This window comes from Rhizobium sp. AN6A, assembly GCF_900215635.1.
In the GTDB taxonomy this organism is placed as follows: Bacteria; Pseudomonadota; Alphaproteobacteria; order Rhizobiales; family Rhizobiaceae; genus Agrobacterium; species Agrobacterium tumefaciens.
Genome location: NZ_OCNC01000003.1, coordinates 110,555 through 135,641, shown reverse-complemented (window position 1 = coordinate 135,641; position 25,087 = coordinate 110,555). Strand labels below are relative to the sequence as shown.

At 58.8% G+C, this 25,087-nt stretch carries 21 protein-coding genes; 16 read left to right on the top strand and 5 right to left on the bottom strand.

Annotated features, from left to right (window positions below; translation table 11 throughout):
* Nucleotides 1-8 precede the first annotated feature (8 nt).
* On the bottom strand, nt 9-1,274 hold the full coding sequence (locus tag CRO62_RS04565) for an extracellular solute-binding protein (RefSeq protein ID WP_097099376.1): 1,266 nt from the start codon (nt 1,272-1,274) through the stop codon (nt 9-11).
* A 244-nt stretch (nt 1,275-1,518) separates the two neighbouring features.
* On the opposite strand from CRO62_RS04565, the gene CRO62_RS04560 reads away from it, so the two are divergent.
* The 3 genes from CRO62_RS04560 to CRO62_RS04550 are packed head-to-tail and all read left to right on the top strand — an operon-like array spanning nt 1,519 to nt 6,075.
* Nucleotides 1,519-2,745 (top strand): ROK family transcriptional regulator, encoded by a 1,227-nt coding sequence (locus CRO62_RS04560; protein WP_097099375.1) that lies wholly within the window; start codon nt 1,519-1,521, stop codon nt 2,743-2,745.
* Between the two features lie 19 nt (nt 2,746-2,764).
* The gene (locus CRO62_RS04555) at nt 2,765-5,167 is read left to right on the top strand and encodes a PIG-L family deacetylase (RefSeq protein ID WP_097099374.1); all 2,403 of its coding nucleotides are present in this window, start codon (nt 2,765-2,767) and stop codon (nt 5,165-5,167) included.
* Nucleotides 5,164-6,075, top strand: a complete 912-nt coding sequence (locus tag CRO62_RS04550; protein ID WP_097099373.1) for a DMT family transporter — start codon at nt 5,164-5,166, stop codon at nt 6,073-6,075. The genes CRO62_RS04555 and CRO62_RS04550 overlap by 4 nt, the downstream gene beginning before the upstream one ends.
* 12 nt (nt 6,076-6,087) lie before the next feature.
* On the opposite strand, the gene CRO62_RS04545 is transcribed toward CRO62_RS04550, so the two are convergent.
* On the bottom strand, nt 6,088-6,555 hold the full coding sequence (locus tag CRO62_RS04545) for a hypothetical protein (RefSeq protein WP_179784456.1): 468 nt from the start codon (nt 6,553-6,555) through the stop codon (nt 6,088-6,090).
* 73 nt (nt 6,556-6,628) lie between these two features.
* Entirely contained in the window at nt 6,629-7,522 is an 894-nt protein-coding gene (locus CRO62_RS04540) for an AraC family transcriptional regulator (RefSeq protein WP_097099371.1), read from the bottom strand.
* A gap of 197 nt (nt 7,523-7,719) precedes the next feature.
* On the opposite strand from CRO62_RS04540, the gene CRO62_RS04535 reads away from it, so the two are divergent.
* The 8 genes from CRO62_RS04535 (at nt 7,720) to CRO62_RS04500 (ending at nt 17,863) form a co-directional block, all read left to right on the top strand.
* Nucleotides 7,720-9,186 carry an alpha-glucosidase/alpha-galactosidase gene (locus CRO62_RS04535; protein ID WP_013761095.1) on the top strand — a complete coding sequence of 489 codons (1,467 nt, stop codon included), beginning with the start codon at nt 7,720-7,722 and terminating at the stop codon, nt 9,184-9,186.
* Nucleotides 9,187-9,294: 108 nt separating this feature from the next.
* Complete coding sequence (locus tag CRO62_RS04530) at nt 9,295-11,382, top strand: ABC transporter substrate-binding protein (protein ID WP_097099370.1); 2,088 nt, start codon at nt 9,295-9,297, stop codon at nt 11,380-11,382.
* Between the two features lie 87 nt (nt 11,383-11,469).
* Nucleotides 11,470-12,477, top strand: coding sequence for an ABC transporter permease (locus CRO62_RS04525; protein ID WP_004431273.1), 1,008 nt, complete (start codon nt 11,470-11,472; stop codon nt 12,475-12,477).
* 1 nt (nt 12,478) lies between these two features.
* A complete protein-coding gene (locus tag CRO62_RS04520) occupies nt 12,479-13,615 on the top strand; it encodes an ABC transporter permease (protein ID WP_004431275.1) in 1,137 nt (378 codons plus the stop codon).
* Between the two features lie 12 nt (nt 13,616-13,627).
* Complete coding sequence (locus tag CRO62_RS04515) at nt 13,628-15,292, top strand: ABC transporter ATP-binding protein (protein ID WP_097099369.1); 1,665 nt, start codon at nt 13,628-13,630, stop codon at nt 15,290-15,292.
* Nucleotides 15,293-15,313: 21 nt separating this feature from the next.
* On the top strand, nt 15,314-16,687 hold the full coding sequence (locus CRO62_RS04510) for an alpha-glucosidase/alpha-galactosidase (RefSeq protein WP_097100382.1): 1,374 nt from the start codon (nt 15,314-15,316) through the stop codon (nt 16,685-16,687).
* Nucleotides 16,688-16,900: 213 nt separating this feature from the next.
* On the top strand, nt 16,901-17,503 hold the full coding sequence (locus CRO62_RS04505) for a hypothetical protein (protein WP_179783989.1): 603 nt from the start codon (nt 16,901-16,903) through the stop codon (nt 17,501-17,503).
* Between the two features lie 213 nt (nt 17,504-17,716).
* The gene (locus CRO62_RS04500; RefSeq protein ID WP_097099368.1) at nt 17,717-17,863 is read left to right on the top strand and encodes a DUF1127 domain-containing protein; all 147 of its coding nucleotides are present in this window, start codon (nt 17,717-17,719) and stop codon (nt 17,861-17,863) included.
* Between the two features lie 442 nt (nt 17,864-18,305).
* Here CRO62_RS04500 and CRO62_RS04495 read toward each other — a convergent pair whose 3' ends face one another.
* Entirely contained in the window at nt 18,306-18,749 is a 444-nt protein-coding gene (locus CRO62_RS04495) for a response regulator (protein ID WP_004431292.1), read from the bottom strand.
* 377 nt (nt 18,750-19,126) lie between these two features.
* Between CRO62_RS04495 and ftsZ the strand changes: the two genes are divergently transcribed.
* From ftsZ to CRO62_RS04480, 3 genes are all read left to right on the top strand, one after another.
* The gene (gene ftsZ, locus CRO62_RS04490; protein WP_019566702.1) at nt 19,127-20,089 is read left to right on the top strand and encodes a cell division protein FtsZ; all 963 of its coding nucleotides are present in this window, start codon (nt 19,127-19,129) and stop codon (nt 20,087-20,089) included.
* A gap of 205 nt (nt 20,090-20,294) precedes the next feature.
* Nucleotides 20,295-20,993, top strand: coding sequence for a GntR family transcriptional regulator (locus tag CRO62_RS04485; protein WP_004431295.1), 699 nt, complete (start codon nt 20,295-20,297; stop codon nt 20,991-20,993).
* A 108-nt stretch (nt 20,994-21,101) separates the two neighbouring features.
* Nucleotides 21,102-22,067 (top strand): dihydrodipicolinate synthase family protein, encoded by a 966-nt coding sequence (locus tag CRO62_RS04480; protein ID WP_013761087.1) that lies wholly within the window; start codon nt 21,102-21,104, stop codon nt 22,065-22,067.
* 112 nt (nt 22,068-22,179) lie between these two features.
* Here the strand turns inward: CRO62_RS04480 and CRO62_RS04475 are convergent, their stop codons facing one another.
* A complete protein-coding gene (locus tag CRO62_RS04475) occupies nt 22,180-23,217 on the bottom strand; it encodes an Ldh family oxidoreductase (protein WP_097099367.1) in 1,038 nt (345 codons plus the stop codon).
* A 326-nt stretch (nt 23,218-23,543) separates the two neighbouring features.
* On the opposite strand from CRO62_RS04475, the gene CRO62_RS04470 reads away from it, so the two are divergent.
* Nucleotides 23,544-24,350: a transporter substrate-binding domain-containing protein gene (locus CRO62_RS04470; RefSeq protein WP_004431301.1), complete on the top strand. Its 807-nt coding sequence runs from the start codon at nt 23,544-23,546 to the stop codon at nt 24,348-24,350.
* Nucleotides 24,351-24,421: 71 nt separating this feature from the next.
* Nucleotides 24,422-25,087 carry an amino acid ABC transporter permease gene (locus CRO62_RS04465; RefSeq protein WP_019566704.1) on the top strand — a complete coding sequence of 222 codons (666 nt, stop codon included), beginning with the start codon at nt 24,422-24,424 and terminating at the stop codon, nt 25,085-25,087.

Genomic DNA, 25,087 nt, shown 5'->3' with positions numbered 1-25,087 from the left:
CTGCGGTTTTACGGTTTGGCCGCGTCGATGATTTCCTGCTCGGCGCTGGCCGCCTGCTTGATGGACTCCTCGACGGATTGACCCTCGAGCAAAATCCGGTTCGTCATGTCGATGGCATTCTGCCGCTGGGCTGCCTCATCCATGAACCGTGTCGTATGGGCGTATTCGAGACCCTTCAGGAACGGTGCATAGATCGGGTCTTTCAGGTTCTTCTCGGTCAACGCCGCAGATCGCCGCGCCGGCAACTCGCCAACCGTCTTCAGCCAGATCGCCATGGCTTCCGGTGAGGAGATGTAAGCGAGGAATTTCTTCGACGCTTCCAGTTCTTCACCGGTTGTCTTGGCGCTGATGCCATTGGCGAAATAGCTGGCATAGTTGGAGCGGATATTCTTGTCGTTGGTGGGAAGCTCGGTCACGCCCCACTCGAAGTCCTTGATGGTTCTGAAAGATCCAAGCCTGAACGTGCCGTCGATGGTCATGCCTGCCTTGCCGGCACGGAAGGCAGCCTGGCCTTCGTCCATGAAGCCCACCTGACCGATCTTCTTTTCAAGCTGCAGGCTCGTATAGAACTTCAGCGCCTGGATGCCCGCCTCGCTGTCATAGGTGACTTTCTGGTCGTTGTCGGTGTAGGGCTCGCCGCCATATTGGCGGATAAGAACTTCGCGCCACCATTGGTGGTCCTGACCGCCCATATCGAGCGTGGAGCCTGCAACGGTCAGGTTTCCGGCGGCATCGTGCTTGGCGATCTTTTCCGCCGCGGCAACAAATTCGTCCAGCGTCTTCGGCGGATTGGCGGCGTCAAGACCGGCTTCCGTGAAGAGCTTCTTGTTGTAGAAAAGTGCGAGCGAGCGAACCGCCGTCGGCAGGCCGTAATAATCGTCGCCGCGCTTCATAGCGCCGACGATGGGGAAAAATTCGCTTTCGATCTTGTCATGCGGGAAAGCGTCGGTCGGCAGCGGCTGCAAGATGCCGCCGGCTGCAAACTTGTCGAGCCAGCCGTAGAAGAGCTGCATCACGTCAGGGCCTTTACCGGACATGTTGGCGGCAATCACTCGCGTCTGGTAGTCGGCATAAGGGAAGGTCACCTGTTTGACGGTGATATCCGGATTGGCCTTCTGAAACTCGGCGATAAGCTCGTCCATCGCTTTGACGCGTGTGTCGAAGACATATTGCCAATATTCGATTTCAACCGCCTGTGCGGCGTTGAATGCAAATGTGCTGAAACCGGCGACCAAGCCGGCGAACAAAGTTGCCCTGCGCATGTAAGCCTCCATTTTCTCCGTCCGGTCTTCCGGATGCGGAGTGATCGTTCCCTTTATCCGCGCTTTCGCGCGCGCTCATCGATTTGCCGGCAGCGGAATTTTACGCGTTCCGCCCCTTGCAATTCTGACCCCCGGTCGCTCTCTACGGTTCTCTGAAGGCGAGCATTTGTCAATAACATAATTTACTTGAATTATTATATTGCGCTTATCCTCACTTCAACGCTATGAATTTTCTAACGGACGGGAAGTTGAAGAGATGACGGTGCACACGGTGGATACCTATCCCGTAGCAATCGGAAAAAATCCTGAGCGCAGCCGCGAACACAACAGGCGAGTCGTCCTCGACATCGTCAGGCGGCACGGCTCGCTTGGCCGCGCCCAGTTAGCCAAGATCACGCATCTCACACCCCAGGCGGTTGCCAATATCGTCGATGAGCTGGTGGGCGAGGGACTCCTGAAAGAGCTTGGTCGCCGGCGCACCGGCAGGGGCCAGCCGCCGATACAATTTGCCGTCAACCCGGATGGTGGCGCAACGATCGGGGTGGAGATTGCCGCAGACCATATGGTCACCGTCGGTCTTGATCTGGCCGGCGTGTTGCGCACGCAGCGCGTCACCCCGCTCAAGGACACCACGCCGGACGCCATACTCAAAACCTTTGCGGCGGAGCATGCAGCGGTTGCGAAGAATGTCGGGTGCAGGCTGCTCGGCACCGGCGTCGTCATGCCCGGGCCTTTCGAGATCGACGGCATGACCTCGGTCGGTCCGACGACGCTCTCCGGCTGGGTGGGTATCGATGCCCGCCAGATGCTGAGCGATGCCTGCGGCCAACAGGTCGTGGTGGAAAACGATGCGACGGCCGCTGCCGTCGGCGAGCGCCTTTTCGGCGCCGGGCTGGCTATCCCGAATTTCTGCATGATCTATTTCGGCGTCGGCATTGGTCTCGGCATCATCCAGGATGGTTCGCCCTATCGCGGCGCTTTCGGCAACGCCGGCGAAATCGGCCATGTGACCGTCTCGCCCAAGGGAAGGCCTTGCCCGTCTTGCGGGCAAAGAGGTTGCCTGGAAGCCTATGCTTCCGTCTATGTGCTCAAGGAAAAGCTTGTCTGCGCCGGTGTTGCGGACACGGAGCTTGACGATCTTGAAGCCCTTTTCAGCGCGGGCAATCCTGTCGTGATGGAATGGATCGACGAGGCAGCCGTCCATCTGGCGCCGATGGTGGCGATGCTCGAAAACATTCTCGATCCGCAGACGGTCATTCTCGGCGGTGCGCTGCCTGAAATCATCATCAGCGAGATAATTGCTCGGATGGGGCATCTGCCGACTTCGGTCGCGAGCCGGCGGCAAAGAGAGTTGCCGCGCGTCATCCACGGCAAGTCCGGACAGTTGACGGCGGCGCTTGGTGCTGCCGCCTTGCCGCTGTTCGACATCGTCACACCAAAACTCGAGACGTCCTTGGGCGCCGCAGCGCAGGTGCCCGGCTGAATATTGGAGGAGACCGCCCATGCTTAACCCCCGGGAGCGCATCGAACGGCAGATGGCCGATCCATGGCTCGTGCGTCTGCACCGTAAACTGAGCGCACTGAAATCCACCGCCACCGTCATGCACACCGGTGCGCATCCGGACGACGAGCAGAACGGGCTTCTCGCCTATTTCCGGATGGAACTGGGCATGCGGATCATCATCGCCTGCTCGACGCGCGGTGAAGGCGGGCAGAATGCGCTTGGGCCGGAGCGGCTGGGCGCCCTTGGCGTCATCCGGTCGCGGGAGCTGGAGGAGGCGGCCCGCATCATCGATACGGACATAAGCTGGCTCGGCCATGGGCCGGCGGACATCATCCACGACTTCGGCTTCTCCAAGGATGGCGACCAGACCTTCGGTCGATGGGGGCAGCAGCGCATCGTCGAGCGGCTGGTGCGAGCCTATCGCAAGGAGCGGCCCGATATCGTCATCCCGACATTTCTCGATGTGCCGGGACAACACGGGCACCACCGCGCCATGACGCGCGCGGCGAAAAGCGCAATCGCGCTGGCGGCTGATCCTGCCGCCTATCCCGAGCATTTCTCCGAGGGTCTGAAGCCGTGGAAGGTGGCCAAGTATTATCTTCCCGCATGGTCTGGTGGTGGCGACACCTATGATGACGAAGTGCCCCCGCCGGAGACGACGCTGACAGTCAATGCGGTGGGCAAGGAGCGGGCAACCGGCGCGCAATATGACCGCATCGGCGAATGGTCGCGTTATTATCATGCCTCACAGGGAATGGGACATTGGCCGAAGCGGGCGCAGGAAGCATGGCCACTGCATCTCGAGCTCTCCAACGTCGCGGGCGGTGAGGAAAGCTCGATCCTCGACAGTCTGCCATCCTCGCTGGCTGACCTCTCGACTTTTCCGGGTCTGGCCGCCGATTTGGTAAAGGCGCTGGTTGCGGCCGAACAGGCAATCACTGACGCAACCGATGCCTTTCCAGACACGCAGCGGATCACGACGTCACTTCTGGCGGCGGCAGCTCTTTTGCAAGAGGTCGACGAGGCCGCAGCGCAGGACTTCAGGGAGTTGCACGGGCACCGGATCGCGCGCAAACGGGCGCAGGTCGATGCAGCTATCCTGACGGCACTCGATCTTTTCGAGCGGGCCTATGCCGAGCCGGCCGAGATCGTTCCGGGCGGGACGTCATCTCTCTATGTGGAACTCGCGGGGAAGGCGGCTGAATTTGACGTCGAGGTTATCCCGGTCCTTCCGGCTGGCGTATCGTCTTCGGTTCAGTCGCGTGGCCAGACAATGGTCTTCTCGCTTGTCGCCGATCAGGACGCGGCCGTTTCCGGGCTTTACCAGCCTGACTGGAAAGCCTCAGGTGGCAATGGTCATACCTCGGTGCGCCTGTCCGCAAGGATTGGAGACAGGGAGGTTTCGGCCGCTTTCGATCTGGAGGAGCCATTTTTCGTGACGCCGGCGCAGTCGCTGACGATTTCGCCCGATGCGCTTCTGGTTCCACTTGGACAAGGGCAGGATTCCCATGTTTTTCAGGCACACATAAAGGGTGCCGATGCGCCGCTGTCGTTCAGGGGTACGGGTGGCTGGAACCTGCGCAAGACCGGCAATGACTGGATTGCCGAACGTACCGGTGAGGCAGCGGTCGGCCTTGCCCAGATCGAAGCGCTTGTCGGTTCGCAACCTGCTTTCCAGATCACGCCCATCGCGTATCCGCATATCGGCCGGGCGCGGTTTCTGGCGCCCTCCGCTCTGAAAATCCTCTCGCTGGATCTCAGGCTGCCCGAGGGCGCGCGCGTCGGTTATGTCGGCGGCGGTGCCGACCGGGTCGGGTCATGGCTTTCGCGCATGGGTCTTGATGTCAAAGAACTCGATGCGCAGGCGCTTGGCGGTGATCTCTCGTCCTTCACGACGATTGTTGTCGGCATCTTCGCCTTCGGCATTCGCAAGGATCTGGCTGCGGCAACCGAAAGGCTTCACCGCTTCGTCGAAGAAGGCGGCCATCTTGTCACGCTCTATCACCGGCCGACCGACGGATGGAGCCCTGAGACGACGCCCGTCAGGCGGCTCGAGATCGGTAAGCCTTCCCTGCGTTGGCGGGTGACGGACCCGAATGCGGAGGTGACGGTGCTATTGCCCGATCATCCATTGCTTGTCGGGCCCAACACGATCGGTGCTGCCGACTGGACGGGCTGGGACAAGGAGAGAGGGCTCTATTTCGCTGCGCGCTGGGATGATGCTTATGAACCCCTGCTCGCCATGCACGATGTCGATGAACAGCCTCTGAAAGGGGCGCTGGTCTCGGCGGCCATTGGCAGGGGCCGGCATACGCATACGAGCCTCGTGCTGCACCACCAGATGGACAAGCTGGTGCCGGGGGCATTCCGCCTCATGGCAAACCTTGTGCAACCCGCGTGAATGGCCAGAACCAGAGTGAAAAACAGGAAAACCCGCGCGAAAACGATGCTCGCGCGGGCATCGGCTGGCTGCTCATGGATATGGCCCTCGTTTCGGGTGGAATGACAGCCCTCGTCAAGGCGCAGGGTGTGACCTATCCGGCATTCCAGCTTGTCTTCATAAGGGCGATGATCGGCCTGATCTTCATCCTGCCGCTTATCTGGCGACACCGAGGGGAAATGGCGCGCGTCAAATATCCCTGGCGCAACCTTTTCCGAATCTGCTGCAACGCCATTGCACTCACCAGCAACTTCGTCGCCATCACCCTCTTGCCGCTCGCCACCGTCAATGCTGTCGGCTTCTCACGCCCGCTGGTGACGATGGCCATGGCGGTTTTCTTTCTCGGTGAAAAGGTGAGTCGATATCGCTGGGTCGGCGCTTGTCTCGCATTTGTTGGCGTTCTTGTAGTCATCGGGCCGGGCGGCGCGGAGATTAACGCAGGCGTGCTCGTCGTCCTCGTCTCCGTCGCGTTCGGCGCGCTTGCGGTGATCCAGACCCGGGCGCTGCGGCAGGAAAACACCACTGTCATGATGGTGTTCTACACGGTGGGTCTTGCCGTCATTACCGCCGTTCCGGCGATCTGGACGTGGAAACCGGTCATGCCGCTCGACTGGGGGGCGCTGCTCGCCATCGGCCTGCTTGCGCAAATGGGGCAATATTGCTTCCTTCGGGCCTATCGCATCGCTGACGCCAGTGTTCTGGCGCCCGTTGGATATCTGTCGATCTTGTTCGTGACCGCTGTGGGATACTTCCTGTTTGACGAGGTACCTGAAGCCCGTGTTGTTCTTGGCATCGCCATCATTCTCGTCTCCTTGCAGGCAACCGCATTTGCGGAATATCTTTTGAAGAAGTTGCGCGGGCGGCGGTGAAAGGTGCCGCTTTTATCTTTGACGCGCCAGAACGCTCAGCCGGATCCAGCCCAGTGCCGCGCGCTTGAAGCGATCGTAAAACGAACGGGCAAAGCGCACATATCGCATGATCCATGCGAACCAGGCGTAGGTGAGAAGTTTCTCCCGACCGGCGTGGTAAATGCGCTCGACTATCAGGAATGTGGCGAGGTGGGCGAGGATCGTCAGCGCAATTCCAGTCTTGACGGTACCGTGCGCGATGAGGAGGAGGCCGATGATTTTCATCGGTTCGGCGATGGCAAATGGCACCGCCAGCAGAAGAAGAATGGCAAAACGCGGCAATCCGCCAATCCGGCTTTCCAGTTTCCTGATGAATGTCAGTCTGGATATCGCCTTGATGATCGGCCGATAGAGCGGGCGAAAAATGCCGTCGAGGATCAGGGCAAACACGATGATTGCCCGAAGCGGAAAGATGAGGATCTTCCTGATTTTGTTGTTCACCTCATTCGGTCTCCAAAAGGGGCTGTATCGCCAATTCTTAATCGCCTGAAACGTGGCAAAACGAAGTTGTTTTTTACGATCTGCTCTGCTGAACGCTCGCATACATGCCGGTGGTGCGGAATTCGCTTGGATTGATGCCATATAGCCTGCGGAAGACCTTAGAGAAATAGTTCGGGTCTTCGAAGCCGCATAGCACGGAGACCTCCTTGATGGGGATGTTTTCGGCTGTGGTGAGAAGCTTGGCTGCCCGCCGCAACCGTCGCTGCAATACAAATTCGGCCGGTGGCAGGCCTTCGCTTGCCGTGAAGATGCGGGAAAAATGCGCACGGCTGAGGCCGGCGACGGCGGCAAGATCGCTGACGGAAAGACGCTCTCCGAGATGCCCGTCTATATAGCTCAGCACCTGCTGCATGGTGCGATATTCACCGCCAAAGGAGGGATGCGAACCGAACACGTCGTCATAAAGCGTCATCGCCGCTTCATACGCGACGGCGGAGGCCGCCCCTGGTGTCTCCGCGCCGTTGACGAGGCGCGAGCAACAATGCGCGAGATGATCGACGGTTTCCTGTTGCAGCTTGAGGATCGGCCCGGTGACGGCAAGAATATTGCGGTGAATGCGCAAGGCCTCCTCGCCATTCATGGAGATCCAGAAAAACTCCCATTGCTTTCCCGCTTCCAGCCAGTAGCGATGATTGTGCGGGATGAGCAGGAGGAGGGTTTCGCCCGGCTTCACCACATAATGACGGTTTTCGTAACGAAGGTTTCCCTGTCCGCCAATGCAATATTGCAGCACAGTAAATGGTGTCTGTCCGCGCTTTCGTCCGTCCCAGTCATAATTGCCACTGGTGCGGATTTCATAGCCGCTGCTGGTGGGCATTGTGTGCAGGGTCTGGCGGCCGCGGGGCAGCGAGACGGTCCGCATCCCCGGCCCCTGATCGATCAAATCGCGCAGCACAAAATTACCCATGAAAGCATAATCCTTCTCTGGTTCCGCTCGTCATTATACGCATAATCCCGAACCGAGGAGACAGCCAGCGCGATATTGTTGCAGAGAATTTTTCAGGAGTGCCGGTTTTCCGGGATTCTTACAGGTATATTCTAGCAACGCCTTATTATGATCGTTTGGCCCGTTTCACCCGTTCGATTTGCAACAGAGGTGGCGTTATGAGTTTCAAAATCGCTATAATCGGCGCCGGAAGCGTCGGATTCACGAAAAAACTGTTCACCGATCTTTTGTGCGTGCCGGAGTTTCGCGACATCGAGGTCGCGCTGACGGATATCAGCCAGCACAATCTGGATATGATCAGGGCGATCCTCGACAAGGTCGTGGAAGCTAACGGTTTTCCGGTGAAAGTGACGGCGCATACCGACCGCCGTCGCGCGCTTGAGGGTGCGAAATACATCATAAGCTGTGTGCGGGTCGGCGGTCTGGAAGCCTATGCGGACGACATCCGAATTCCGCTGAAATACGGGATCGACCAGTGCGTCGGTGACACCATCTGCGCCGGCGGCATTCTCTATGGCCAGCGTAACATTCCGGTCATTCTGGATTTCTGCAAGGATATCCGCGAGGTCGCCGCACCCGGTGCCAAATTCCTGAATTACGCCAACCCCATGGCCATGAACACATGGGCAGCCATCGAATATGGCAAGGTGGATACGGTTGGTCTTTGCCACGGTGTGCAGCACGGTGCGGAGCAGATCGCTGAAATTCTCGGTGCAAAATCCCCGTCCGAACTTGATTACATCTGCTCGGGCATCAACCACCAGACATGGTTCATCGATCTGAGGCTGAATGGCCGCAAGATCGGCAAAGAGGAGCTGGTCGCCGCCTTCGAGGCGCATCCGGTTTTCTCGCAGCAGGAAAAGCTGCGCATCGACGTTCTGAAGCGTTTCGGCGTCTATTCGACGGAGAGCAACGGACATCTGTCCGAATATCTGCCGTGGTATCGCAAGCGCCCGGATGAAATCGCCCGCTGGATCGATATGTCGGACTGGATTCACGGCGAAACAGGCGGTTATCTGCGCCACTCCACCGAGACGCGGAACTGGTTCGAAACGGAATTCCCGCAGTTCCTGGCCTCCGCCGCCAAGCCCATCGAGCCGGAGAAGCGCTCCAACGAACATGCGAGCCACATTCTTGAGGCGCTTGAAACCGGGCGTGTCTATCGCGGCCACTTCAACGTCAAGAACAATGGCGTCATAACCAACCTTCCTTCTGATGCGATCATTGAGTCGCCCGGTTTCGTGGATCGTTTCGGCATCAATATGGTCTCGGGTATCACGCTGCCGGAAGCCTGCGCAGCGACCTGCATGGCGTCTATCAACGTGCAGCGCATGTCGGTGCATGCGGCGGTCAGCGGCGATATCGATCTTCTGAAGCTTGCCGTGCTGCATGATCCGCTGGTCGGCGCCGTCGCCACCCCGGAGGAGGTCTGGCAGATGGTGGACGAGATGGTCGTCGCGCAGGCGCGCTGGCTGCCGCAATATGCGGATGCCGTGCCTGATGCCAAGGAGCGGCTTGCGAAATCCACCGTCAAGACCCGCGACTGGGCGGGTGCGGCGCGCCGCAATGTGCGCTCAATCGAGGAACTACGGGCCGAAAAATCGGCGCTGAAAAAGGCCGTTTGAAGGAAATAGCATGGGAACAGGCCGGTGGTGAAAAGGGAGTTCACCACCGTGGCTATCGCGACAACAGAGGGTGGGCGGTCGAAGAGCTGCCATTTGGGAGGAATGACGATGCAACTTCAACGCAAGATCGGTATCATCTCTGCATTAGGTCTTGGTGTTTCGATGATCGCACTCAGTGCGAACGCCTTCGAAACCACCACGCCGCCGGAGCCGCCGCAGTTTCCGGCGGAAGGCAAGATCAATTATGTGGCGCGCGACTCGATCCTCGAATTCAAGGCCCTGCCGAGCTACAGCGAGCCGGACTGGATCACCGAAAAATTCGAGAAGACCGGCAAGCTGCCGCCTTTGAAGGAACGCTTGCCTGAGGAGCCGCTGGTCTACAAGACCGGCAACATGGTGGATGGCATCGGCGTTTATGGCGATACGATGCGCCATGTGATCGGCGGACGGCCCGAGGGCTGGAACTACATTGCCGGCCAGAGCCAGGGCTGGGGCGGCATCGATATTGCGCTTTCCGAATGCCTGACGCGCACAGCGCCGCTGTTTCAGGTGAATGCCAAGGACACCGAACCGCTGCCCAATCTCGCCAAAGGCTGGGAATGGTCGCAGGATGGCCACAAGCTGACGATGCATCTGGTCAAGGGTGCAAAATGGTCTGATGGTGTGCCGTTCAACGCCGATGACGTCATGTTCTACTGGGAAGAGGCGGTTCTCGACCCCAACGTCTCGCCGCTCGGCGGCGGCGCGTCGCCGGAAGCCTTCGGCGAGGGCACCACGCTCAAAAAGATCGATGACTATACGGTGGAGTGGACTTTCAAGACCGCTTTCCCGAAGCAATATCTCTACACCATGGCCTATCCGAGCTTCTGCCCCGGACCGGCGCATATTCTGAAGCCACAGCATCCGAAATATTCCAAGAACACCTATAACCAGTTCAAGAACGCCTTTCCGCCGGAATATATGAACATGCCTGTCATGGGTGGTTGGGTGCCGGTGGAATATCGCCCCGACGACATCATCGTGCTCAGGCGCAATCCATACTACTGGAAGGTCGACGAGAAGGGCCAGCAGCTGCCTTATCTCAACGAGCTTCACTACAAGCTTTCCACCTGGGCCGATCGCGATGTGCAGGCTGTGGCGGGATCGGGCGATTTCTCCAATCTCGAGCAGCCGGAAAACTTCGTCGCTTCGCTGAAACGCGCAGCTGACCCGAATGCGCCGGCTCGCCTTGCCTTCGGGCCACGCCTGATCGGCTATAATCTGCAGATGAACTTTTCCGCCAATGGCTGGGGCAATCCGGACGAGCGCGGGCAGGCCGTTCGCGAGCTGAACCGCAACGAGGTGTTCCGTCAGGCCGTGACCTCGGCCCTCGATCGCAAGGCAATCGGCGACTCGCTCGTCAAGGGCCCGTTCACGGCGATCTATCCGGGTGGCATTTCCTCAGGCACCGGTTTTTACGATCGCAATTCCACGGTCTATTACCCCTTCAACCTTAAGGAAGCGAAAGCCGCCCTGGCATCGATCGGCCTGAAGGACACCGATGGCGACGGCTTCTTGAACTTCCCTAAGGAGACACTGGGCGGACGAAACGTCGAGATCATTCTTCTGGTCAATAACGGCTACACGACGGACAAGAGCATCGCGGAAGGCCTTGTCGGGCAAATGGCGAAACTTGGCCTTCGCCTCGTCATCAACAGCCTTGATTCCAACCAGCGCGACGCGGCCCATTATGGCGGTCAGTTCGACTGGCTGGTGCGCCGCAACTCCACAGAGCTTTCGTCCGTGGTGCAGAACACCGAGCAGCTGGCACCCGTTGGCCCGCGCACCAGCTGGAACCACCGCGCACCCGAAGGCAAGGAACTGGATCTGATGCCGTTTGAAAAGGAGATGGCCGATATCGTGCGCAAATTCATCTCCTCGCAGGACAATGCCGAGCGGGCGGAACTGATGAAGCAATATCAGAAGGTCTACACGCAGAACCTCTACACGATCGGGCTTACCGAATATCCCGGCGCGCTCATCGTCAACAAGCGGTTCTCGAATGTGCCGCAGGGCACGCCGATCTTCATGTTCAACTGGGCTGAAGACGCCATCATCCGCGAACGCCTTTGGGTCGCGGCCGACAAGCAGGGGAAATACGAGCTTTTCCCCGAGCAGCTTCCCGGCAAGCCGGGTGAGGGCGGCCCGATCAACTAGAACTCCTCCCGGAGAAAACCCGGTACCGGTCGCGCGTGAAGCGCGGCCGGAGACACATGGACTAGCCAAGCGGAGGGTACCCGTTCGATGCTGAGATTCCTGACGATACGCATAGGCTCCGCCATTCCGGTGCTGCTTATCCTGAGCGTGGTGACATTCGCCATCATTCAGGCGCCACCAGGCGACTATGCCGACTACATCCGCTCGCAACTGATGAACCAGGGCGGCGCGTCCTTCGAACAGGCGGAAGCGCAGGCGCAGGCCTACCGCATCGAACACGGTCTCGACAAGCCGATCGTCGTGCAATATTTCAACTGGATCGGCGGTATCATCACACGCGGCGATTTCGGCTACAGCTTCTATTACAACAAGCCGGTTGCCGATGTGGTCGGCGAACGCCTGCCGCGCACCATTGCACTTGCTCTTGTCTGCCACATTCTTTCATCGCTTCTCGGCATCGGTTTTGGCATCTGGGCTGCCACCAGACAATATTCCTGGATCGATAATCTGCTTTCGACCGTCGCCTTTCTCGGCATGACCATTCCGCGCTTCCTGATGGCGCTGATCCTCGTCTACCTGATGGTGTTTCATTTCGACGTGTCGGAAATCGGCAGCTTCTTTTCGCCGCAATATGGCGGTGCGCCATGGTCATGGGGGAAGTTCGTCGATCTCGTCAGCCATGTCTGGCCGGTGGTCGCCATCGCCGTCTTCGGTGGACTTGCCTATAATATGCGGGTGATGCGCGGCAATCTGCTTGATACGCTGAACGCCCAATATGTGGAGACGGCGCGCGCCAAGGGCCTTTCGGAAGGCGCGGTCATCATGCGCCATGCCGTGCCGAACGCCGTGCATCCGCTCATCATGTATCAGGGCGTCGTGCTGCCCTATATGCTGAGCGGCGAAATCGAAACTGCGATCATCTTCGCGCTGCCGACCGTCGGTCCCGCCATCGTCGGGTCCATGGCGGTCGGCGATGTCTATGTCACCGCAACCTTCATGATGGTGCTGGCCGCCACGCTCATCATCGGCAACATCATCGCCGACATGCTGCTCGCCATGCTCGACCCGCGCGTGCGCGAATTCGGGAGGGCTTGAGATGGTGGCCGTTGACGAACTCAAGAATGAATCGGCTGCCGCTCCGAAGCCTGAGCGGGGTGTTCAGGGTAACGAGACCTATCTCGCTCTGGTATGGCGGCGCCTAAGACGCTCTTTCACCGGCATGGTGGGGCTGGTGCTGGTGGTGCTGCTGATCACGATCTCAGTCTTCGCCGATTTCTTCGCGCCGATGAACCCGCTTGAAACCAATGACAGTTTTTCCCCGCCGCAGGTGGTGCGGTTTTCCGACAAGGACGGCAATATCAGCCTGTTCCCTCGGGTCTATGCTACCGCTGAAACGGACGAGCTCGATCCGGTGACCTTCCAGCCTATCGTCGGCCCGGATTACGACAATCCGCTTTATCTCGGCTTTTTCGTGAAAGGCGCGGAATATCGGCTATTCGGCCTCATCCCGGCAAACCGGCACTTCTTCGGCACCACGGACGGGCAGCCAGTGCATTTTCTAGGAACCGACAAGTTCGGACGCGATGTGCTGTCGCGCGCCATTTATGGCTCGCGCATCTCGCTTGCCATCGCGCTCAGTGTCGTCACCATCGTTACCGTCATCGGCACCAGCGTCGGGTTGATCTCAGGATATTTCGGCGGGCCGCTGGATGCATGGGTGCAGCGTTTCGTGGAAGTGGTTCTGGCCTTTCCACAATTGCCGCTCTATCTCGCCTTGACGTCGCTCATCCCGGTCACCGCGCCGACGACTGTTTTCCTCCTGTTCGTGGTCGGCGTCATGTCGGCGCTCGGCTGGGCGCAGATGTCTCGCGAGGTGCGCGGCAAGACGCTGGCGCTGGCGCGTATCGATTATGTCCGCGCGGCGATCGCCGTCGGCGCCACCGACCGGCGCATTATCTTCCAGCACATCCTGCCGAATGTGATGAGCCACGTGATCGTTGCCGTCACGCTGCATATTCCAAGCGTCGTGCTGCTCGAATCCTTCCTTGGCTTTCTCGGTTTCGCGGTCAAGCCGCCGCTGATCTCCTGGGGGCTGATGCTGCAGGACACGGCTACCTATTCCGTCATTGGTTCCTATCCATGGATCCTTGCGCCGGTCGGCTTTGTGCTGGTCACCGTTTTTGCCTTCAACGCGCTGGGCGATGGCCTTCGCGATGCTGTCGATCCCTATTGAGAGGAGCGGAACATGGTTGCTGCACAGAACACCTACGCCCCTGCCATCCGCTTCGATGCCGATGATCGAAACGAACAGGCCATCATCGATGCACGCAATATTGCCGTGACTTTCAAGGTTGAGCACGGCACGGTGGAGGCAGTGAAGGACATTTCCTTCCAGCTTTACCGGGGGGAGACGATCGCCATTGTTGGCGAATCCGGTTCGGGAAAATCGGTGACCGCCCGCACCATCATGGGGCTTTTGACGAAGCGGGCCTCGGTTTCGAAAACCGCGACCGTGCGCTTCAACGGTGACGACATCCTGAAGTTTTCAAGCCGCCAGCGGCGGGCGTTGCGCGGCAATCGTATCTCGATGATCTTTCAGGAGCCGATGAGTTCGCTGAACCCGATCTATACGATCGGCAGCCAGATCGTCGAGGCGATCCGCGTCCACTCGAAGCTGAGCAGGAAGCAGGCCGAGGCGAGGGCGCTCGATCTTTTGCGGCAGGTGCAGATTCCGGAACCCGAGGCGCGGCTGAAGCAATATCCGCACCAGCTTTCCGGCGGTCAACGGCAGCGTGTCATGATCGCCATGGCGCTCTCCAACGATCCGGATGTGCTGATCGCCGACGAACCCACCACAGCACTGGATGTGACAGTCCAGGCGCAGATCCTCAACCTCATACGCGATCTGCAGAAGAAGCGCGGCATGGCCGTGGTACTCATCACCCATGACCTGACGATCGTGAAGCAGTTTTCCGATTACGTCTACGTCATGCAGCATGGCGAGATGCGTGAGCACAACACCACTGAGCGGTTGTTTGCAGCGCCGAACCACCCCTATACCCGAAAGCTGCTTGCTTCCGAGCCGCATGGCACGGCCAAACCACTGCCGGAAAATTCCGGCGTGCTGCTGACGGCGAATGGCGTGCGGGTGTCGTTCATGATGCGCTACGGTGGCCTGTTCAAGCCGGAATTGAAGGAACTTGTTGCCGTCGACGATCTTGGTCTTACCCTCAAGCGCCATGAGACGCTGGGGATTGTCGGAGAATCCGGTTCCGGCAAAACGACCTTTGGCCAATCCCTATTGCGGCTGAACGAGCCGGTGGCAGGGGAGGTGATTTTCGATGGCGAGAGGGTCGACGGCCGCACCCGGTCTCAAATGCGGCCTCTGCGCTCACGCATGCAGGTCGTCTTTCAGGACCCTTTCGCCTCGCTCAATCCACGCATGACCATCGGCCAGATCATCGAGGAAGGGCTGGTTATCAACGGGCTTGGTAAAACCAAGGCCGAAAGGCTGGAGCGGGTGCGCGACGCGCTGGAGGCGGCAGGCATGCCCGGCAACATCCTCTCGCGTTTCCCGCACGAGTTCTCCGGCGGCCAGCGCCAGCGCATCGCCATTGCGCGTGCAGTCGCGCTGGAGCCGGAATTCATCCTGCTCGATGAGCCAACCTCGGCGCTCGACCTTTCCGTTCAGGCGCAGATCATCGACCTGCTCCGCAAGCTGCAGGACGAGCGGGGCTTAAGCTACCTGTTCATCTCACACGACCTGAAGGTCGTTCGGGCTCTCTGCCACCGCGTCATCGTTATGCAGCGCGGCAGGATCGTGGAGGAAGGCCCCGTCGAGGAGGTGCTGAACCGTCCGAAAACCGAATATACCCAGCGGCTCGTCCGGGCCGCCTTTGAAATCGCATAGTTCAAGATGCCGGAGGCAAATATGGCACGAGATCCCAAGATCACATTTATCGGCGCAGGTTCCACGGTGTTCATGAAGAACATCATCGGCGACGTGCTGCAACGTCCGGCCCTTTCCGGCGCAACGATCGCGCTGATGGACATCAACCGGGAAAGGCTGGAAGAAAGCGCTATCGTCGTCAACAAGCTGATTTCGACGCTGGGGGCAAAGGCGAAAGCCGAGACTTTTACAGACCAGAAAAAGGCGCTCGCCGGTGCCGATTTCGTCGTCGTCGCCTTCCAGATCGGCGGATACGAGCCCTGCACAGTCACCGATTTCGAGGTGCCGCGCAAATATGGCCTGCGCCAGACCATTGCCGATACGCTTGGTGTCGGCGGCATCATGCGGGGCCTGCGCACCGTGCCGCATTTGTGGAAGATCTGCGAGGATATGCTCGCCGTCTGCCCCAATGCGATCATGCTGCAATATGTCAACCCGATGGCGATCAACACCTGGGCAATTGCGGAGAAATACCCGACAATCCGCCAGGTAGGGCTCTGCCATTCGGTGCAGGGCACGGCCATGGAACTCGCCCATGATCTCGATATTCCCTATGAGGAAATCCGCTATCGTTCGGCCGGCATCAACCACATGGCGTTTTTCCTGGAATTCGAGCACCGCCAGCCTGATGGCAGCTACAGGAACCTCTATCCCGATCTCGTGCGCGGCTACCGCGAAGGCCGTGCGCCGAAGCCCGGCTGGAACCCGCGCTGCCCCAACAAAGTGCGGTACGAGATGCTGACGCGGCTCGGCTACTTCGTCACCGAAAGCTCCGAGCATTTCGCCGAATACACGCCCTATTTCATCAAGGAAGGGCGAGAAGACCTGATCGAGAAATTCGGTATTCCGCTCGATGAATATCCCAAGCGCTGCATCGAGCAGATCGAGCGCTGGAAGGGGCAGGCGGCGGCCTATCGCTCAGCCGAGAAGATCGAGGTCAAGCAATCCAAGGAATATGCCTCCTCCATCATCAACTCGGTCTGGACCGGCGAACCGTCTGTCATCTACGGCAACCAGCGCAATAATGGTTGCATCACCTCGCTGCCATCAGATTGCGCTGCGGAAGTGCCTTGCCTTGTCGACCATAACGGCGTGCAACCAACCTTCATCGGAGAATTGCCGCCGCAGCTGACCGCGCTGATGCGCACAAACATCAACGTGCAGGAGCTGACGGTGCGGGCGCTGATGAGCGAAAACCGCGAGCATATCTTCCACGCGGCGATGATGGACCCGCATACGGCAGCGGAACTGGACCTCGACCAGATCTGGTCGCTGGTGGATGATCTCCTTGTCGCACACCGGGACTGGTTGCCGGAATGGACGCAGGTGGAGGTGAAGCGCGCTCGCGCGGTGTAAGCTCGCTTCGCCGGACTGCAGAATGCAAAAGGCCGTGGGTTTCATCCACGGCCTTTTTCGGTTTCACCTATGCCCCCACGACGGCAGCGGTGGACGGTTTTTCTCGCCCATTTCCGAATGTGTTAAATTAATTGTGTTCGGTAAGGGTATGTTCGCCTTACGTGAATACCCTTATGAGGGTGGATAAAAGAGGCCATGTTCAGGAGTAGCAAAATGAATATCGCACCAAGTCTGTCACTGGCAGCCATGATTGCCCTGGTCGCGACACCGTCTCTTTCTTCGGAGGATATGGGCTCGGAAACAAGCGAAGCGATATTCGGTTTTGGCGGCGCCCTCACCACGGAAGACATGCTGAAAAGCGCAGCACTCATTCCGGTCGACTATGAGAAGAACGCCATTCTGGGTGGCGGTTATCAGTTCTATCCCTATCGTATCGGCAATGTGAAGCTGGGCGGTGAAATCGGCGTTGCCGTCAGGTTTGGCAAGGGTTTCACCGGTGAAGTCTGGGCGGGGCCGGTTGCGCGATATGACAGGATCAGGCTCGGGGAACGGCTGTTCGTTTCGCCGAGTTTCACGGCGGGCCTGAGCCTCGTCTCGGATGCGCAGCCGGGGCGGGAACGGCAAGAAGAAATCAAGGACAACGGCAACGCCAATGTCCTGTTTTACCTCGGCCCGGAAATCAACGTTTCCTTTAGCGAAGAATCCTCGACGGAGTTCTTCTGGCGGCTTCACCACCGTTCCGGCGGCGGCAAGACGCTGGGCAATATGAAGGGCGCGACGAATGCCAATGTGTTTGGCGTCCGCTACAAGTTCTGACGACGTGGTGCCAGTAGCGGCCAAGATATGACTGAATTTACGCCACACTTCTGTTTTTCTGCGTCGCTCGGAGGATGACCCGTGCATTCAGCGCATGGGTGGCCTGCCTTATTCTGTCTGTTCTTTGGTCCCGACAAGGCGCATATAAGGGACATCAAAGGACGCCGGAACGAAACGTTACTGACGTCGCCAACACCTTGAAAGGGTTATGTCATGAACGTAGCACGCAGCTTTAATAACTGGCGCAAGTATCGTCAGACCGTCACCGAACTGGGCCGCATGAGCAGCCGCGAACTGCACGATCTCGGTATCGACCGTAGCCAGATCAACAGCGTCGCCCGCGCCGCCGTCGGCAAGTAATCAGGCAGCTATTGCCGCTTTTGAATGCCTAAACGCCCGCTTCGCGGGCGTTTTTGTTTTTGGCGAACCGTCGACCCTTGTGTCTCCCACGGGACATGGCATGCAAAGGTGAAAATCAGCCTGTTGCATCGATGTTTCGGGTTGGAAAAATCGCCATGCGTTTGATGCATGTCTGGGGTGCAAGCTTGTGTCTGTGAAATGCAGAAAAAAATGATATCTTCAGATCATCGAAACGGATGTACCTCCTCCCACATCCTTTCGGTAATGCGGGTGATCCTACTCCTCCTCCCAAGGATTACCCCGGGGACAGCGGTTTCCTCCTCCCATATCGCTGTTCAATCTTTTAAAAAGCCTGCCGCACCTCCTCCCGCGGCAGGCTTTTTTGTTTTCAGCGTCGAGTGCCATTTTCAGGCGACCCGCTTTTTATCTCCACGAGAATGGTTCAGTCGAAAGCCATCATGCCGATGGGCGTAACGGCCCGCGTGCCTGCGCGCTTGGCAAGTGCGTAGGAAAGGCACTGTTCCACAGCGTCCTGCGGCACAGGTTTTACGATAACGCCTGCGCCGATACCGAGATTGACCACCACTTCCGGATTTGCCGTCATGAAGATCACCACGACGCCGTGATCCTGCGAAAGCCGCCTCCCGATCTCCGGGCCGGTCTGGCCGTCGGCTAGATTGACGTCGACAAAGGCAATATCTGCGCGGCTGCCGAGCGCCACGGCCTGATCCAGGCGGTTGGCGATGCCGATGACGTCAGCTTCCTCTTCCGCCTGCATAATGGAGTCCTCGATATCCATGGCGATGAGAAATTCGTCCTCCACGATCAGCACACGCGGTTGTTCCGTGCGGAAACCCGGTTCGTTTTGCAAGATGTATGCGGACATATGACTGCCTCCATTCCATGCGCTTTAGCGCGGTCGGAAGGCAAACACCTGCCGAAGCAACTCGTTCCAAAGTGAGATAAACATGGTGAATACAGTGTAAACGGACCGGCTTTTCGGCTATCACCTCTAAATAGCGAAGCAGTTGATTCGGTTTGGTTTTCATCCGGGGAAGGGGTCGGAGACAGTCGCCGTAGCGCATCTTTCGCCCCTGGAGCACAAGCCTTAGCCGCAAGCGGGGCAAAGGCTTGCATGCAAATTCAAAGCGTTACAGCATCCTTCACGCGCCAGGAAGGAAATGCAGGAACGTTGCCGATCATTCGCGTGCCGCGGTTAAAAAACGGCGCGAGACCCTATGAGTTTAGAAAGAGAATAAGACGATGACCCAGTCTCCGCGCGCTCCAATCGCCCGCAACACGCCCAATATCGCTGTTATCGGCGTCGGTGGCGGCGGCGGAAACGCGATCAACAACATGATCGACGAGGGCATCGGCGGCGTTGATTTCATCGCCGCCAATACGGATGCGCAGGCGCTGAAGAAAACCAACGCGCCAAGGCTCGTGCAACTCAGCTCCGAACTTACAGGCGGGCTGGGTGCCGGGGCCGATCCGGAGGTAGGCCGGCAGGCGGCAATCGATTCGCTTGACGAGATCATGGATCACCTCAACGGTTACGACATGTGCTTCATCACCGCCGGTATGGGCGGCGGTACCGGCACCGGTGCTGCACCCGTCATCGCGGAAGCGTGCCGTGCGAAGAATATCTTGACCGTCGGCGTCGTCACCCTGCCGTTCAGCTTCGAGGGCGCGCGCCGCATGCGTGCTGCCGAATATGGTTTCGCCAATCTGCTTAATACCGCTGATACCGTCATCGTCATTCCCAACCAGAACCTGCTGCGTATTGCGGATGCCGGCACTACCTTTGAAAGTGCCCTGAAGACGGCGGACAAGGTCCTGTCCCTCGGCGTGCGCTGCATTACCGATCTCATCCTGCGCGAAGGCCTGGTCAATCTCGACTTCGCCGATGTGCGTTACGTCATGAAGAATGGCGGACGCGCGCTTATGGGCACGGCGCAGGCCAAGGGTCCAAAACGCGCTTCGGAGGCGGCAGCAGCCGCCATCGCCAACCCGCTGCTCGGCGAACCGTCGCTGAAGGAGGCCCGCGGCGCGCTGGTGTCGATTTCCGGCGGCAACGACCTGACGCTTTACGAGATCGACGAGGCGATGACGCTTGTGCGCGAGGCAGTCAGCGAAGAGACCGATGTTGTGATGGGCGCGTCCTTCGATCCGACGCTGGACGGCGCTTTCAAGATTTCCGTCGTGGCCACTGGCCTGCGTAACTGAGGTCCCGACCTCGAAGCGGTGCTTTGTAAAAAAAAAGCAGCTATGTCACAAATTGAATTATTGAAGCCGTCGCGGGTAATTTTCGTGACGGCTTTTTGTTGTTTTTGAACAATTATTCCGCCATTCGAAGAGCAGGTGCTGCAACGCGGCGTTGATATGGAAAAAATATAATAGTACTCTTTATGTCGACAAGAGGGATTTGGTTATGACGGATATAATTGCTTCTGCCGAGCGTAAGCGTGGCTCCGGCGTGAAGATGGTCTACGATCTGCTGCGCGACGAGATTCTCGATCTGGTTCTGCCGCCGGGTAGTCCAATCGATGAGGTGCAGCTTGCCGAACGGTTCAAGATGTCGCGCACGCCCATTCGCGAAGCGCTGGTGCGGCTCTCGGGCGAGGGGCTGATCGATACGCTGCCGAACCGTTCGACCATGGTGTCGAACATCGATTTCCTCAATATGCATACCTATTTCGATGCGCTGGTGCTGATGTACCGGGTGACGACCCAGCTTGCCGCCCAATATCACCGTCCGGAAGATCTGGCCGGCATCCGCGCCCATAATGCGGAATTTGCCATTGCGGTGGAAGAGCAGGACGCGCTGGCGATGATTTCCACCAATGCCGCCCTGCACCTTTCCATCGCCGAAGCCGGGCGCAACCCCTATTTCACCAGTCTGTTCAAGCGTCTGCTGGATGAGGGACGGCGCATCTTGCGGCTGTATTACCAGTCCTACGATGATCGCCTGCCGAAACGTTTCGTCGACGATCACGATGCGATCATAGCGGCGATTGCCGCGCGCGACACCGTTCTGTCCGAGAAACTGGCCCGCGAGCATGCTGAACAGATCGTGCAGCAGGTGCAGAAATTGCTGGTGCGCAATGAGCGGCTGGAAATAAATCTGTAGCTTGTCGATTTCTTGTCGACAAATAAAATACAAGATTGTAATGTGCTCGTTGAAAGGGTGGCGCGGAGGTGCGTCCATTCCCGAAAAACTGTCCCTTAGGAGCTAGTAATGACGGCCAGCATTTTTTCCGGCGTGATTCCCGCCTTGATGACCCCCTGCAAGGATGATCGTACCCCCGATTTCGACGCGCTTGTCCGCAAGGGCAAGGAGCTGATCGCCGATGGCATGTCCGCCGTCGTCTATTGCGGTTCCATGGGCGACTGGCCGCTTCTTTCCGATGAGCAGCGCATGGAAGGCGTGGAACGTCTGGTGAAAGCCGGCATTCCCGTCATCGTCGGCACCGGCGCAGTCAACACCGCATCCGCCGTTGCGCACGCCGCCCATGCCCAGAAGGTTGGCGCAAAGGGCCTGATGGTCATTCCGCGTGTTCTTTCGCGCGGTTCGGTCATCGCTGCCCAGAAGGCGCATTTCAAGGCCATCCTCGCGGCCGCTCCCGAAACGCCCGCTGTCATCTACAACAGCCCCTATTACGGTTTCGCCACCCGCGCCGATCTCTTCTTCGCGCTGCGTGCGGAACACAAGAACCTCGTCGGCTTCAAGGAATTCGGTGGTCCGGCGGATATGCGTTACGCTGCTGAAAACATCACCAGCCGCGATGATGAAGTCACCCTGATGATCGGCGTCGATACCGCCGTTGTCCACGGCTTCGTCAATTGCGGCGCAACCGGTGCGATCACGGGCATCGGCAATGTCCTGCCGAAGGAAGTCATCCATCTCTGCAAGCTGTCGCAGGCCGCCGCCAAGGGCGATGCGGATGCCCGCGCCCGCGCGCTGGAACTGGAGCAGGCGCTCGCCGTCCTCTCCTCCTTCGATGAAGGCCCGGATCTGGTTCTCTACTTCAAGCACATGATGGTGCTGAAGGGCGACAAGGAATATACGCTGCACTTCAACGAGACCGATGCCCTCAGCGACAGCCAGCGCGGTTATGTCGAGGCGCAGTTCAAGCTGTTCAACAGCTGGTACGCCGACTGGAGCAAGCTTCCGGGTGCGGTTCAGGCCTGCAAGGCTGCCTGATTACTTTCTGCAGTGAAAAAGGCCCGCATTTGCGGGCCTTTTTTCGTTTTATGAGGTTCGATAGCTATCCTTCGTCATGCCTGATTGGGTTCGGCATGACGAAGGTGTGATGTCAGGAGACGGCGTCCATCCCCTGTTCCAGCAGCCGGTCGAGGCCGGCGATTTCGGCGGCGGTCAAGGTGATGCCTTCGCTTTCCGATTTAGCGCGTGCAGTGAAGCGGCGGCCGGAGGGCAGGCGGGCTCCCTGGCCGATAATGGCGTCGAACAGGATTTCAGCCCGCTGGAAAGGATCGCCCGGACGGCCCTTGGCGAAGGTTTCCGGGGAAAAGGCGACGATCAGCTCGCCATGGAAGGGCGCAAGCGTTGTGGTGCCGAGATACTCCAGCACCTCTGGGCTGGTCAGGTCACCAATCATGATACCCGCGAGAAGCTCGATCATGGTGCCGATGGCCGAACCTTTGTGGCCGCCGAACGGAAGCATGGCGCCGGCAAGCGCAGCCTCGGGGTCGGTCGTCGGATTTCCGTCGGCATCCACGGCCCAGCCTTCAGGCAAAGATTTGCCCGCGCGACGGTGCAGTTCTATCTCGCCACGCGCCGCAACAGATGTCGCGAAATCAAAGACATAGGGTGAAGTGTTCTTACGGGGCCAGCCGAAGGCGAAGGGGTTGGTGCCGAGCAGCGGCTTGGTTCCGCCAGTGGGGGCGACGGTGGAATAGCTCGGGCACATGACCAGACCCGCTAGACCGTTCGCGGTCAGCCCCTCGACTTCCGGCCAGAGCGCCGAGAAATGCGTGCAATCATTGATGACGAGCGCGGCGATGCCGGTGCGTTTCGCCCGCTCCACCAGAACAGGCAGGCCAAGCTCGAAAGCGGGGTTGGCAAAACCGCCATTGGCACTGACTTTCACGATCGCCGTGCCGTCGTCTGCGGCCACCTCCGGCATCGCATCGGGCTTAACCTTGCCTGCCTTGACGGTGCGCAGGGCGCCTTCGATGCGGTAGATGCCGTGCGATTTGCAGGCGTCACGCTCACCGGCAACAATAACCCGTGCAAGCGCTCCCGCCTGCACGGCATTGAGCCCCGCCTTGCGGAAAATCGCTTCGACCCGCTGAAAAAGCCCGTCGATGGTCAATGTGGTGTTGTCGCTCATCATAATCCTCCGATATTGGGCTCGCACATTTTGAATACATAAAGTATACAACGGTCGTTCTATTGCAACTCGTCTTTTCGGCATTCTGCGTCCGGTGCCCATTCCTGCCACAAGCGCGGGGATGAGAGTAGGGCAGACTTGCCCACCCAGGGCGTCATTTTCACGTGCTCTTCGGTTCCGAATTGCAAGCTCCCTGCCGTAGCATTGTTCGCTGCTGCAAAAATTCTTTTTGTATACTCATTGTATTTTTATGTTGATTTATCGCCTCCATGGGGAAATAGTGACCTCGCCTTCAATGGCAGAGCAATTCTGGGAGCAAATCAACAATGAAAAAATCGGTCATCGTCGCCGGCCTGCTGGCCACCACTTTCGCTATTACTCCGGCCAAGGCCGACAAGCTTGACGACATCATTTCGTCCGGTACGCTGCGCTGCGCGGTCGTGCTCGACTTCCCGCCCATGGGCGCGCGTGATGACGCCAACAACCCGATCGGCTTCGATGTCGATTATTGCAACGATCTCGCCAAGGCGCTCGGCGTCACGGCTGAAATCGTCGAGACGCCTTTCCCGGAACGTATTCCGGCGCTGATGTCCGGCCGCGTCGATGTTGGCGTTGCCTCCACGTCCGATACGCTTGAGCGTGCCAAGACGGTTGGCATGACCGTGCCTTACTTCGCCTTCGAGATGGCTGTCACCGCCAACGACAAGTCCGGCGTCAAGTCCTTTGAGGACATGAAGGGCAAGACCGTCGGCGCGACTGCTGGTACGTTCGAAGCCATTGCGCTCGAAAAGACCGTCAAGGAATGGGGCGTGGGCGAGTTCCGTCCTTACCAGACGCAGGCCGATGTGTTCCTCGCGCTCAGCCAGGGCCAGATCGACGCCACCGTTTCGACTTCGACCGTTGCCCAGGCCAACGTCAAGACCGGCAAATTTGCCGGCATCTCGGTGGTCGGCAAGGCACCTTATGACATCGACTATGTCGCTCTCTTCACCAACCGCGATGAATATGGCTTCATCAACTACCTGAACCTGTTCATCAACCAGCAGGTTCGCACCGGCCGTTACGCCGAACTCTACGGAAAATGGGTTGGCGGCGAAGTTCCTTCGCTCACCGTCAACGGCGTCTATCGCTGATCGGAACTTTTCCCAAACGGCGCGGTCGGATCGATCGCGCCGTTGATCGTTTCTGAAAAGGTGAGACGGTTATGTTCAATTATACATTCCACTGGAATCAGGCGCTGAAGGCTTTGCCGCAGCTTCTGGACGGTGCGGTGGTGACGCTGCAGATCGCGATCCTGTCGATGGTGATCGGTCTTTCCTGCGCCATCGTGCTGACCCTGTTCCGGCTTTCCGGTAACAGGATATTGGGTGCCATTGCCGCCGTCTGGGTGGAAATCGCCCGCAACACGCCGGCGCTGTTCCAGATTTACATGGCCCATTTCGGCCTTGGCAATTTCGGCATTCACCTCAGCCCCTATACGGCGCTTCTGGCCGGCATCGCCTTCAACAATGCGGGCTATCTTGCGGAGAACTTCCGTGGAGCGCTGAAGGCGATACCGGATACGCAAACGCGCTCCGGCCGTTCGCTTGGCATGACGTCGATGCAGACCTTCCGCCTCATCATCATGCCGCAGATGCTGCGCGTCGCCTTCCTGCCTGCCACCAACCAGATGGTCTGGGCAATCCTGATGACCTCGCTCGGTGTCACCGTCGGCATGAATACGGATCTCGCCGGTGTCACGCAGGCCTTGAACGCCCGTTCGTTCCGCACCTTCGAATTCTTCGCGCTTGCCGCGGTCATCTATTACGTGATCGCCAAGATCGTCACGCTTGCCGCCAGATTGCTGGCCGCTCGTCTGTTTCGTTACTGA